Source organism: Marivivens aquimaris, assembly GCF_015220045.1.
GTDB classification, from domain to species: domain Bacteria; phylum Pseudomonadota; class Alphaproteobacteria; order Rhodobacterales; family Rhodobacteraceae; genus Marivivens; species Marivivens aquimaris.
The window spans coordinates 2,639,371-2,652,263 of the sequence record NZ_JADBGB010000001.1 but is presented as its reverse complement, the minus strand read 5'-3'; the positions used below and the strand labels follow the sequence as shown (position 1 = coordinate 2,652,263).

Genomic DNA, 12,893 nt, shown 5'->3' with positions numbered 1-12,893 from the left:
GCAAGTTTCGAGATGACCCTAGGGTAGTTTTTATTCCGACATGGGCGGCCAGGGGCGCTGTCCCTCGGCGGCGATCCAAGCGTGAACCCAATCAGGCATCTGCGGCGAAACAGGGTCTATTCCCATCTCTTTGGCGACCTCGGATGGCGGCACGATACCCTTATGGCTGGTGACGGCGGAGCGGATCAGAACGTGGTTGGCGCACTCGCCGTTCTTCCACATGCTCTGCTCGATATAGATGAACTTGTCGTCCCAACCGAGCGCACGGGAGCGCATCTCGATCTTTTCCATCATGCGGATACGGCGACGATAGCGCGGACAGGAGCCTGCGACCGTCAGGCCCCACTTGCGGCGGCGGAGCGCGGCGGTCAGCCCCGAGGCGTGGCCCAGCGGGATACGCCCCATATCATAGAGCGTCAGCGTGCGGCCGTTGTTCAACTCGACCCAGAGATCGAGGTCCCACGGCAGACAATAGTGATGGGTCGTGTAGACATCACCGAAAGCGACAGGGCCGTCATTCCGGTGTTTGAAAGTTTGCCAGATGAGGCGGACAAAGGGATACATGCGCAAATTTTCCGGTTCTATGGGACCGGAATACGCCCGTGTGACACAACGTCAATTGTAACGTGAGGGCACGGACTTGTGTCAGGGGCGCTGTGGCATTACCTGAGAGCCAACGAAAGGACATCGCATGGCTTCGGTTTTCCAAATCCTCCTGATGCTGATTGGCGTCGCCCGATTCATCATCTTTGCCCACTTCATCATGAGCTGGCTCATCAGCCTGCAAGTGCTGAACATCCGCCAGCCGATCGTGGCGCAGATCTGGTACGGCCTCCAGCGTATTCTGGATCCGCTGTATAATCCGATCCGCCGCATCCTGCCGAACCTGGGAGGTCTGGATTTGTCGCCGATCGTGGCGCTTCTCGCGCTTGAGGCGATCCGCATCATCCTGATGAACAACTACTACGCGTTTATGTGATCGGGGAGGGGCGCTGCCCCTCTTGGCCTGCGGCCAATTCACCCCGGGATATTTGAAGCACAAAGGCAGGGCGGGGTTGCTCCGCTCTGTTTGCTGTGATTCTTTTGCGCAAACGAGCAGACTTCTAGGACACCAATGACCGCGGCAGCATATTTGCGCGACGTATTCGGATTCGACGGCTTCCGCCCCGGGCAGGAAGAGATCGTCGAGGCTGTGGTTGCGGGGCGGAATACGCTTGCGATTATGCCCACGGGCGGCGGTAAATCCCTGTGTTATCAATTGCCTGCGCTGGTGCGTGACGGGGTGACGGTCGTCATCTCTCCGCTCATTGCGTTGATGCGCGATCAGGTGCGGGGGCTGCGCGAAGCGGGGGTCGAAGCGGGTGCGCTGACATCAGGCAATACGCAGGAAGAGACCGACGCGGTTTGGCAGGCGCTCGAAGAGGGGCGGCTGAAGCTGCTTTACATGGCGCCGGAGCGTCTGGCGTCAGGCGGAATTCCGCAGATGCTACGCCGCGTGGGTGTGTCGCTGATCGCCGTGGACGAGGCGCATTGCGTGAGTCAATGGGGCCATGATTTCCGACCTGACTATTTGCGGATCGGGGAGTTGCGCCGGGCGCTGGATGTGCCGTTGGCCGCGTTCACTGCGACGGCTGATGCAGAGACGCAGGTCGAGATCGTTGAGAAGCTGTTCGGGTCGGAGCAGCCGCAGACTTTCCTGCGTGGTTTTGACCGTCCAAACATCCATCTGGCGTTTGCGGTGAAGGATCAGCCGCGCAAGCAGATTCTGAACTTTGCCGATGCGCGCAAGGGGCAGTCCGGCATCGTTTACTGCGGCACGCGGGCGAAGACCGAAGGGCTGGCCAAAGCGCTGGGCGAGGCGGGGCATCTGGCCTGCCACTACCACGGCGGGATGGAGGCTGACGACCGGCGCGAGGTCGAGGCGCGGTTTCAGCGTGAGGACGGGCTGATCGTTGTGGCGACGGTGGCTTTTGGCATGGGCATCGACAAGCCGGATATCCGCTGGGTCGCTCATGCCGATCTGCCCAAGTCGATAGAGGCCTATTATCAGGAAATCGGACGTGCAGGGCGTGACGGCGCGCCTGCGGAGACGCTGACTCTGTTTGGGCCGGACGACATCCGCTATCGCCGCCAGCAAATCGATGAGGGACTTGCGCCGCCCGAGCGGCGGATGGCGGATCATGCGCGTCTGAACGCATTGCTCGGGCTGTGCGAGGCGCTGGATTGCCGCCGTCAGACCTTGCTGGGGTATTTCGGGGAGCAGTCGGAGCCGTGCGGCCATTGCGACCTCTGCGACAAGCCTGCCGATGTGTTTGACGGGACGACTCCGGTGCGGATGGCGCTGTCGGCGGCGCTGCGTACGGGTGAGAGCTACGGCGCGGGGCATCTGATCGAGATCCTGCTGGGCAGTGACCTCGACAAGATCCGCGAGCGGGGGCACGACCAGCTGCCGACCTTCGGGGTGGGCAAGGAATACAGCCGCCGCGAATGGCAGGCGATTTTCCGTCAGATGATGGGGCACGATTTGCTGCGGCCCGATCCGGAACGTCACGGCGGGCTGCGGATGACCGAGCGCGCGAGGCCGATCCTGCGCGACGAAGAAAGCATCCGCCTGCGCCGCGATACGATCAAGGCGGCGAAATCGGGCAACAAAATCAAGATGCTGGTGAGCGAGGAAGACGCGCCGCTGATGTCTGCGCTCAAGGCCAAGCGTCGCGGGTTGGCGGAAGCGGCGGGCGTTCCAGCTTACATTATTTTCAACGATTCTACGCTGATCGAGATGGCGCAGCAGCGGCCTATGACGTTGGACGCAATGGCGAAGATCAGCGGTGTTGGTGCCAAGAAACTGCAAAGCTACGGTGATGCGTTTCTTTCTGTGATCGCGGGCGAGGTGGAGCACGTACACCCTGCACGGCGCAAGATGGCGGGGCGGTCCGAAGGTGATCTTTATGATCGTCTGCTGGCGGCTCAGGCCGATCTGCAACGTGGCGAGGATGGGACTGGCAAGCCGATGAGCTGCTCTGCGTCCTTACTGGCGAAAGTGGCCCAGTCGCGGCCGAATGATATGAACGCCCTGCAGCGTTTGCTGGGTGAGCGCTATGCCGAACGATTTGGCGCTGCGTTCCTCGACGTGTTGCAGGAAGCCTCGTGAGGACAAAATGCTAGTCGTCGTTTCCCCCGCAAAATCGCTGGATTTCGATCCCGTTGACGTCACCCCGACCGAGCCTGCGTTTCAGGTCGATGCCGTGCGTCTGGCCAAAACGATGCGGAACCTGACGCTGGGCGATCTGAAGGGGCTGATGAGCCTGTCGGATAACCTCGCCAAGCTGAACCGCGACCGCTTCAAGGCGTTCGAGGCGGAGCCCGCTGCCGACAAGGTCAAGCCCGCGATCTATGCATTCGATGGTGACACATACAAAGGGCTCGAAGCCAAAACGATGTCCGAAGATGCCATCCGCTATGCGCAGGACCATCTGCGTATTCTCTCGGGCCTCTACGGTGTGCTGCGCCCCTTGGACGCGATGCAGCCGTACCGTCTGGAGATGGGGAGCCGTCTGAAAACGCGCCGCGGTAAGAACCTCTATGACTATTGGGGCGACCAGATTGCGAAGGCGCTGAACGCGCAAGCCGCCGAAATAGACACTGATATTCTAGTGAATTGCGCTAGTCAGGAATACTTTGGCGCGGCGCAAACCAGGGCGCTGAAGCTGCGTGTCGTGACGCCGCAGTTCTACGAGATCAAGAACGACAAGCCGCAGATGGTGAGTTTCTTTGCCAAGCGCGCACGCGGTGCGATGGCGCGTTTCGTCATGGAAAACCGTCCCCTCGACATCGGGGATTTGAAGGCGTTCAACTTGGGCGGTTACGCCTATAACGAGGAAATGAGTGAAGGCGATAACCTCGCGTTCACAAGGGCTTATCCAGAAGGGTAAGGATTTCCGCGCGGAGCATTTCCAGTCCCTTGTTGCGGGACTCGCAGAGCCTGTGTCAGCCTGATCTTGGGTCATGGAGGAACAGACATGCGCATCATGTGGATTGCGGCTGCCGTGTTGGCAGCGACGCCGGTACTCGCTCAGGATCAAAGCTTCATTCCCGAGAGGCGGCTTGAATACACCCTGAACAACGATCTGCCCGGCGGTGATATCCAGTCGATCCGAGACACGACGCTGCAAGTCTGCGAATCTTCCTGTCTGTCCGATACATCCTGCGAGGCGTTCACGTTCAACCAACGATCGGCCGCTTGTTTCCTCAAGGCGGGCGATCTGGAGGCACAGTATTTTGCGGGAGCCAATTCCGCCTACATCCGTGACACCACCGATGCGGCGCAGGCGCTGGGCGCAATGCGTGCGCAGGATCTGATGCCGTTCGTCAGCGACAGCTTGCTGGGTCAGGCGCGGACCCTGTCGCGTGATATTGGTAAATACCATGTTGCGAACGGCTTCGACCGTGATGCACTGCTCGGAGCGGCACAGAAGGCGGCTGGTGAGGGCGACTATGTGACGGCGGCGCGAAATTACGGCGCTGCCCTGTCCATCGCTGAGGACGTCGATACGTGGCTCGCCTACGCCTTTGCCGCACGTCGGATACAGCAGGACGCACGCGGGGACGATCTGGATATCAAGCGCCGCGCCGACCTTGCGGCAATGAACGCTTACCTCCGCGCCTCGTCGAACGTGGACCGCCGCCGTGCGCTGGTTTCTCTCGCGCAAGCCTTCGAAATGAAGGATCGTGGTCGCCAGATGATCCCTGCGCTCCGCCTCGCGATGGAGGTGTCGCCCGACCGCCAGGTCGAGGCGATGCTTGAGGACGCCATCAACAAATACGGCTTCCGCGTGGTCGATACCGAGGTTGAGAGCGACAGCGAGACGCCCCGCATTTGCGCGATTTTCAACGAACCGCTCGTGAAGACCGGTGTCGACTATGCGCCGTTCGTGCAGCTGCCCGATCAGGCGATGACGGTCGAGGTGAGCGATGATCGCCTCTGCCTCGACGGTGCCGAGCATGGGCAGCGGTATACCTTCACCTTGCGCGAAGGGATGCCAGCGGAGTCCGGCGAAACGCTCGCGCGGAACACGGAACTGGCGCTCTATGTGCGCGACCGTTCCGCCTCTGTCCGGTTCATGTCGAACGCCTATGTGCTGCCGCGTCTGGGTGACGTCGCGATCCCGATCGAGACGGTGAACTTGAATGAGGTCGACCTCCGCCTGCGCCGGATGAGCGACCGCAACTTGCGGCAAATGATGCAGGAGCGCACCTTCGGCCAGCCGGTCTATCCGTGGAACGACGAGTACCTCGACGACACTGTGCTGACCGATGTCTGGGACGGCACGGTCGAGGTGTCGGGCGATCTGAACGCCGACAGTCTTAGCCGTATTCCGCTGTCAGCGGCGCTGGGTGATCAGCCCGCCGGTGTCTACCTGCTGACCGCCACTGTTCCTGGCACCGATACCGAATGGGAACCGCCCGCGACGCAATGGTTCATCCTCTCTGACATTGGCATTTCAACGATGCTCGGGTCCGATGGCCTGACCGTTGTGACCCGTTCGCTGGCCGACAGCAGCGCTCTTGAAGGGGCAGAGGTGCAGCTGGTGTCCGTCGGGAACGCTGAGCTCGGCACTGCGACGGCTGATGCGATGGGTGTGGCCAAGTTCGACGCGGGACTGACGCGCGGTACTGGTACATCTGCGCCTGCATTAGTAACTGTTCGCAATGACGCCGACATGGCATTCCTGTCGCTCGACGGTCCCGCGTTCGATCTGTCCGACCGCGGTGTTGAAGGGCGCGAGCCTGCCGGACCCCTTGATGTGTTCCTGACTACGGACCGCGGTGCTTATCGTGCGGGAGAGACAATCCACGCGACCGCGCTGCTGCGGGATGAAGACGTGACCGCACTGACCGGTGTGCCGCTGACGGCGATCCTGCGCCGTCCGGATGGCGTCGAATACAGCCGCGCCACGCTGACCGAGGACCACTCGGGCGGCTACGTCTATGATCTGCCGATTGCCGGAACTGCGCCGCGCGGCGCGTGGCGTCTGGAGGTCAAAGCAGACACTGATGCAGCGCCTTTGGCGAGTGCCCGCGTGCTGGTCGAGGATTTCCTGCCCGAGCGGATCGACTTCGACATCGACCTGCCGGAGATCATCAACCTCGATGACATCGCCGACGTGCCTGTCACCGCGAGCTACCTGTTCGGTGCGCCTGCTGCGGGCCTCGTTGTCGAGGGCGAAGCGATCCTGAGCGCGCAAACCTCGGTCGCGGGTTGGGCGGGCTACAAGTTCGGTCGCTACAATGAGCGTTTCGACACCCGCACCGGCTATGTCTACGGCGATGCAACAGGCGATGACGGCTTCACGATGGTGGAACTGGACCTGCCGATCTACGAACGCGTGACCCGTCCGCTGTCGATGGCGCTGAATGTGCGTCTGGTTGAAGGCTCCGGACGTCCGGTGGAGCGCCGCGCGACAGCGACGGTGCTGTCTGGCGAGAACCTCATCGGGATTAAGCCGCTCTTTGACGGTGACGTGGCCGAGAACGCGACCGCTTCGTTCGAGGTCGTGGGCGTTGGCTCCGACCTTCAGGAAACCGCGATGGAGGCCGACTGGACCGTCAATCGCCTGACAAACCGCTATCAGTGGTATTCGATCGACGGTCGCTGGGATTGGAACCTCGTGACCACGCGCGAACGGGTGGCCTCGGGCCGCATCACGCTCGGCAACGGCGCGGTGTCGGTCGAGGCGCCGACGACGTGGGGCGAATATGAGCTGGTCGTGGAGAGCAGCGAAGACGCGGAGATCGCGTCCTCGGTCAGCTACTATGCGGGCTGGTACGTGCCCGCCGACAGCCAGAAAACGCCCGACGTGCTGGACGTGTCGCTGGACGCTGAGGATTACGCTGTGGGCGACACCGCGACCCTGCGCATCGTGCCGCGCTACGCCGGCACCGCGCTGGTCAGCGTCCTGTCGAACCACGTGATCCACATGGAAACCGTCGAGGTGAGCGAGGGAGAAAACCTGATCCCGCTGAGCGTCACTGACGAATGGGGGGCGGGGGCCTACGTCACCGCCTCGGTCATCCGTCCAATGGACGTGGCCGCCGGACATAATCCCGCGCGCAGCATGGGCCTTGCCTACGCCGCCATCGCGCCCGGAGATCGGGAACTTGCGGTGTCGCTGGACCTACCTGAGCAGATGCGCCCGCGCGGCCCAATGGACATCACTGTCGATGTGGACGGTCTGATCGAAGGGGACGAGGCGTGGGTGACCGTTGCCGCCGTCGATGTCGGCATACTCAACCTTACCAATTTCAAAGCGCCCGAGCCGACCGCGTACTACTTCGGCCAGCGCCGCCTCGGTATTGAACTGCGGGACATCTACGGCGACCTGATCGACGGGCTGAATGGTAGCCTCGGCAATGTGCGCTCTGGTGGTGACGGGATCTCTCCGATGGGGATGGAAGCGCCGCCACCGACTGAAGAACTGGTCGCTTACTTCTCCGGCCCTGTTGAGGTTGGCGCGGATGGCAAGGCGCATGTGAGCTTCGATCTGCCTGCCTTCAACGGCACGGTCAAAGTCATGGCAGTCGCGTGGTCCGACACCGGCGTCGGCGAAGCGTCGCAGGACGTGATCGTCCGCGATCCGGTCGTCCTGACGGTCTCCGCACCCCGCTTTATGGCACCCGAAGATACCTCGCGCATCTTGATGGAGATCACGCATACCGACGGTCCTGCAGGCGAGTTGGGCGTGGCGGTGAGTGCGGATGGCGTGGTCATCGACGCCAGCGCCATTCCGTCTTCGGTCAACCTGCCCGAAGGCGGAAATGTGACCCTAACACTGCCTGTTTTTGCCGAAGAGGTCGGGCTGCACCATGTGACTTTCACCCTTACGACACCTGACGGAGAGACTCTGGACAAGGTCATTTCCCTCCCCGTCGAGGTCAACGATCCCGCTATCGTCCGCCAGTCGCGGATGACGCTCGCGGCGGGTGATACCTTCCTGTTCGACCGCTCTGTCTTTGACGGTCTGATGGATGGCACGGGCGAGGCGACCCTGTCGGTCGGTGCGCTCGCGCGCCTCGATGCGCCGGGTCTGCTGCTGGCGCTTGATCAGTACCCCTACGGCTGCACCGAGCAGATCACGTCCCGCGCCATGCCGCTGCTCTATATGGGCGCGTTGGCGAATGTGATGGGGCTGGATACGGCTGACGATCTGGACGAACGGATCGGACAGGCGATCACCGAGGTGCTGGGCAATCAGGACAGCAACGGCGCCTTCGGCCTCTGGAACCCGTCGTCGGGCGATCTGTGGCTGGATGCTTACGTGACCGACTTCCTCAGTCGTGCGCGGGAGCTTGGTTACGACGTGCCCGACCGCGCGTTCGAGAGTGCCGTCGATAATCTGCGGAATGCTGTGAACTACTATCCCGACTTCGATAGCGGTGCGACTGATCTGGCCTATGCGCTCTACGTGCTGGCTCGCGAGAACGCCGCGCCCGTCGGTGATCTGCGCTACTACGCGGACCAGAAAGCAGCCGATTTCGGCTCTCCACTCGCGCTCGCCCAGCTTGGGGCGGCGCTGGCGAGCTACGGCGAGCAGCAGCGCGCTGACCGTCTGTTCCACATGGCCGAAGACCGGATCGTCGCGCGTGATGCCGGAACAGAGCCGAATACGTGGCGGAGCGACTACGGCACCTATCGCCGCGACACCGCTGCAGTGCTGACCCTCGCGAGCGAAGCGAATAGCAATGCGGTGAACGCGGATGCGATGGTGTCGCGACTGGTCGGCGTAGGCGAGCGTGCCTCGACGCAAGAGGCCGTCTGGACCCTGCTTGCCGCCAACGCGCTGACCAACAGCTTTGCCGATGCAGGGATCACTTTGAATGGCGAGGTGCCCGACGGCCCGCTGGTGCGTATGCTGGAGGGCGACGCCGCGAATCCTGTGCTCGTCGCGAACAATGGCGATGAAGGCACCGCGCTGACGGTCACAACCTATGGCGTGCCAGAGCAGCCGGAGCCTGCAGGCGGCAAAGCCTATGCGATCAGCCGTGCGTACTATGATCTGGACGGCAACGCGGTTGACCTGACCGAGCCTGTTGCTGCCGGAGAGCGCCTCGTGGCTGTCGTTCGGGTCGATCCGCTGGGCGATCAGGAAGGCCGCCTCATGGTCAACGATCCGCTGCCCGCCGGTTTCGAGATCGACAATCCGAACCTTGTCAGCGGCGGTGCGATTGCAAACCTGAACTGGCTGGAGTCGGTCGATGCGGAGTCGTCGCAGTTCCTCGCCGACCGCTTCCTTGCAGCGGTCGATTGGCGCTCTGACGATCCGTTCACTTTGGCCTACATCGTCCGTGCGACGACCCCCGGCGCGTACCATCATCCCGCCGCGAGCGTCGAGGATATGTACCGTCCTGACCACCGCGCGTGGAGCGATGCGGGCACTGTCACGGTCATCGAGTGAAACGGGTTGGCGCAGCGCTGATCTGCCTTTCGGCGGGGCTTCTGGCCTTTGCCGAGGGCCGCGCTGCGCTTGATCACTGGATCGACACGACCGAGCTGCCGAGCCTGATGGCCGAAACCTCGGTCGAGGTGCTGGACCGCGACGGCGATCTGCTGCGGGCATACACGGTCGCGGATGGGCGCTGGCGGTTGGAGGCGGCAATCGAGGACGTGGACCCCGATTACATGGCCATGCTCATCGCCTACGAGGACCAGCGGTTCATGCGCCATCACGGCGTTGACTGGATCGCTGTGGCGCGCGCGGTAGGGCAGGCGGTGACGAGCGGAGAGATCGTCTCCGGCGGGTCGACGATCACGATGCAGGTCGCGCGTCTGCTGGAGGATAGCGGGACTGGGTCGTGGCAAGGCAAGCTGCGACAGGTGCGCGTTGCGCTGGCGTTGGAGCGCGTTCTGGACAAAGAGCAGATCCTGACGCTCTACCTCAACCGCGCGCCTTTTGGGGGCAATCTGGAAGGCGTCCGCGCGGCGTCTTTGGCCTATTTCGGGAAGCCGCCACTTCGTTTGACGACCGCTGAGGCAGCGTTGTTGGTGGCTTTGCCCCAGTCGCCCGAGGTGCGCAGGCCGGACCGGAATCCGCAGAATGCCGAAGCCGCGCGGGAGCGGGTATTGGAAAGGATGCTGGGGCAGGAGGTGGCGGACACAGATACCTTCGCAGCTGCCCAAACAGAGCCTATTCCAAGCGAAAGACAGGATTTCCCCGCGCTTGCGCCCCACCTCGCGGATCGTGTGACAGACGGTTCCGCGCAGCGCTATTGGCTGACGATCGACGGCGATATGCAGCGGCGGCTGGAGCGCCTCGCCTCTGAAACCGTGAGGAGCCGGAGCGACCGCGTGCAGGTGGCGATCATGGTGGCCGACCACACGGCGGGCGAGGTGCTCGCCTCGGTCGGGTCGGCGAGCTACGAGGCGAACCAGTCGGCGGGTTTTGTCGACCTCACGCAGGCGGTTCGCTCGCCAGGCTCGACGCTGAAACCGCTGATCTACGGCCTCGCGTTTGATCAGGGCATGGTCCATCCCGAGACGCTGATCGCCGACCGCCCCGTCGATTTCGACGGCTACGCACCGCGGAATTTCGATGGCATGTATCGCGGTGAACTGCGGGTGCGGACCGCGCTGCAACTGTCGCTGAACATCCCCGTGGTGTCTCTGCTCGATAGTATGGGACCGCAGCACCTTGTCTGGGGGCTGAGGCGCACCGGCGTGCAGCCCGACATTCCCGGCGGCAAGCCCGGCCTCGCGATTGCGCTGGGCGGTCTGGGTGTGTCGCTGGAGGATTTGATGCGGGTCTATGCCAGCATCGCGCATGGCGGGACGCAGGTCGACCTGCGCCACTTTGCCAGCCCCACCGAAGGCTTCGCGCCGCGCCGGATCATGGGCGAGGTCGCAGCGTGGGAACTGGCCGACATTCTGCGCGAAGTGCCGCGCCCTGCCGGCTATCTGTCCGAGGGCATCGCCTACAAAACGGGGACCAGCTACGGCCACCGCGACGCGTGGGCGGTCGGGTTCGACGGGCGGCATGTAGTCGGCGTCTGGATGGGCCGCGCGGACGGAACGCCCGTGTCGGGGGCCTTTGGTGGAGAACTCGCCGCGCCTGTGATGTTCGAGGCGTTCGAGCGCGTGAAGGCCGAAATAGACCCTATTCCGGCGCCACCCGAGGCGACTTTGATCGTCGGGACGTCCGATCTGCCGAGGCCGCTGCAACGGTTCCGCCCGCGCGGTGAGGTCGTGCTCGAAACGGGGCCGGAGTTCGCATTCCCGCCGTCCGGAGCGATAGTCGAAGGGCGCTCTGTCTTTGCCCGTGTCAACGAAGGCGCGCCGCCGTTCACGTGGCTGGCGAACGGCGATGTGGTGCTGACCTCCCGCGAGCGGGAGATGCAATTCGACCTCGGTTTGGGCTTTCAGACGCTGACCGTGATCGACAGCGCGGGCCAGTCGGCCCGCACCGAAATCGAGCTGCGTTAGAGCCTTTCAATTGCCAGCGCGATGCCCTGACCGCCGCCGATGCACATGGTGACGAGGCCGAGGCGTTTGCCCGTGCGCTCAAGCTCGTACATCGCTTTGACCGTGATGATCGCGCCCGACGCACCGACCGGATGGCCGAGGGCGATTGCGCCGCCGTTCGGGTTGACCTTGGCGGGGTCGAGGTCCAATTCCTTGGACACGGCGAGGGCTTGGGACGCGAAAGCTTCGTTCGATTCAATCACGTCGAAGTCTGCGATGCTGAGGCGGGTGCGCTTGAGCAGGTTACGTACGGCAGGGATCGGGCCGAGGCCCATCACGGTCGGATCGACGCCAGCGTGTGCATAGCCGACCACGCGGAATTTCGGCGTGAAACCAGCCGCCTCTGCCGCATCGGCGCGGGCCAGAACCAGCGCGGCAGCGCCGTCATTGATGCCGCTCGCGTTGCCAGCGGTGACGGTGCCGTCCTTCTGGAACGCGGGGCGCAGTTTGGCGAGGCCGGCGGCGTCCGTCGCCTTGGGGTGTTCGTCGCGGGCAAAGGCGACCGTGTCACGTTTGACCTTCACTTCCACGGGCACGATCTGGCTGTCGAAGTGGCCCGCCTCAATCGCGGCTGCTGCGCGCTTCTGGCTTTCGAGCGCGAAGGCGTCCTGATCATCGCGGGTCAGGCCGTAGCGGGCGGCGACGTTTTCGGCGGTGACACCCATGTGGTCGGTGCCGAAGGGGCAGTTCAGCGCACCGAGCATCATGTCGAGCGCGCGGACATCGCCCATCTTCGCGCCCCACCGCGCATCGGGGAGGATATAGGGCGAGCGGGTCATATTCTCGGCTCCGCCAGCGAGTGCGAAGTCCGCGTCGCCCAGCATCAGGCCCTGAACCGCCGAGACAATCGCCTGAACGCCGGACCCGCAGAGGCGGTTCACGTTCATCGCGGGCGTCTCTTGCGGAACGCCTGCCTGCATCGCGACGACGCGGCTGAGGTACATGTCGCGCGGCTCGGTGTTGATGATGTGGCCGAAGACAGTGCTGCCGATCCGATCAGGCTCAATTCCAGCGCGTTCGATGGCGGCCTTCGCGGCGACGGTGCCCAGTTCGATCGGCGGCGTCTGCGCGAGGCTTCCGCCGAAAGTACCGATGGCCGTGCGTGCGCCGGACAGAATTACGATATCGCTCATGAGGGTCCTCCTGTTGAGCGAGAGGATATTGCGCACGAACAAGGCAGAGAAGCGGAACGTCCCGTCACCGAGCGCACGAACCGTAACTCGGACATCCCCCTCAAGCTCGCGTCCATGGCCGAAGACTGGATGAACGATCCGAAGGAGGAGCCACTGCGTAATGCTTTCTACGGGCTGACGCTGCTGTTTCTGGCGATGGCGGCCTGTCTTGCGACGGCAAACCCCTGACAGGTCATAGACTGTCCGGC

The 12,893-nt window shown here is 63.3% G+C and carries 7 protein-coding genes; 5 read left to right on the top strand and 2 right to left on the bottom strand.

The window, feature by feature from the left end:
• Window positions 1-30: 30 nt before the first annotated feature.
• Window positions 31-564: an acyl-CoA thioesterase gene (locus IF204_RS13045; protein WP_194097543.1), complete on the bottom strand. Its 534-nt coding sequence runs from the start codon at window positions 562-564 to the stop codon at window positions 31-33.
• 127 nt (window positions 565-691) lie between these two features.
• Between IF204_RS13045 and IF204_RS13040 the strand changes: the two genes are divergently transcribed.
• The 5 genes from IF204_RS13040 to pbpC all read left to right on the top strand — a co-directional run bounded on the left by IF204_RS13040 (window position 692) and on the right by pbpC (window position 11,473).
• Entirely contained in the window at window positions 692-979 is a 288-nt protein-coding gene (locus tag IF204_RS13040; RefSeq protein WP_167638648.1) for a YggT family protein, read from the top strand.
• Between the two features lie 135 nt (window positions 980-1,114).
• On the top strand, window positions 1,115-3,151 hold the full coding sequence (gene recQ / locus IF204_RS13035; RefSeq protein ID WP_194097542.1) for a DNA helicase RecQ: 2,037 nt from the start codon (window positions 1,115-1,117) through the stop codon (window positions 3,149-3,151).
• Between the two features lie 7 nt (window positions 3,152-3,158).
• Entirely contained in the window at window positions 3,159-3,932 is a 774-nt protein-coding gene (gene yaaA, locus IF204_RS13030; protein ID WP_194097541.1) for a peroxide stress protein YaaA, read from the top strand.
• Between the two features lie 87 nt (window positions 3,933-4,019).
• Window positions 4,020-9,452 (top strand): alpha-2-macroglobulin family protein, encoded by a 5,433-nt coding sequence (locus IF204_RS13025; RefSeq protein ID WP_194097540.1) that lies wholly within the window; start codon window positions 4,020-4,022, stop codon window positions 9,450-9,452.
• Window positions 9,449-11,473 (top strand): penicillin-binding protein 1C, encoded by a 2,025-nt coding sequence (pbpC, locus tag IF204_RS13020; protein WP_322743286.1) that lies wholly within the window; start codon window positions 9,449-9,451, stop codon window positions 11,471-11,473. The genes IF204_RS13025 and pbpC overlap by 4 nt, the downstream gene beginning before the upstream one ends.
• Here the strand turns inward: pbpC and IF204_RS13015 are convergent.
• The gene (locus IF204_RS13015) at window positions 11,470-12,645 is read right to left on the bottom strand and encodes an acetyl-CoA C-acyltransferase family protein (RefSeq protein WP_194097539.1); all 1,176 of its coding nucleotides are present in this window, start codon (window positions 12,643-12,645) and stop codon (window positions 11,470-11,472) included. The genes pbpC and IF204_RS13015 overlap by 4 nt on opposite strands.
• Window positions 12,646-12,893 lie beyond the last annotated feature (248 nt).

Excerpts from the sequence above, each read along its gene's own strand:
- IF204_RS13015 (WP_194097539.1), bottom strand. The coding sequence starts at position 12,645 with ATGAGCGATATCGTAATTCTGTCCGGCGCACGCACGGCCATCGGTACT.
- yaaA (WP_194097541.1), top strand. The coding sequence starts at position 3,159 with ATGCTAGTCGTCGTTTCCCCCGCAAAATCGCTGGATTTCGATCCCGTT.
- IF204_RS13025 (WP_194097540.1), top strand. The coding sequence starts at position 4,020 with ATGCGCATCATGTGGATTGCGGCTGCCGTGTTGGCAGCGACGCCGGTA.
- recQ (WP_194097542.1), top strand. The coding sequence starts at position 1,115 with ATGACCGCGGCAGCATATTTGCGCGACGTATTCGGATTCGACGGCTTC.
- IF204_RS13040 (WP_167638648.1), top strand. The coding sequence starts at position 692 with ATGGCTTCGGTTTTCCAAATCCTCCTGATGCTGATTGGCGTCGCCCGA.
- IF204_RS13045 (WP_194097543.1), bottom strand. The coding sequence starts at position 564 with ATGTATCCCTTTGTCCGCCTCATCTGGCAAACTTTCAAACACCGGAAT.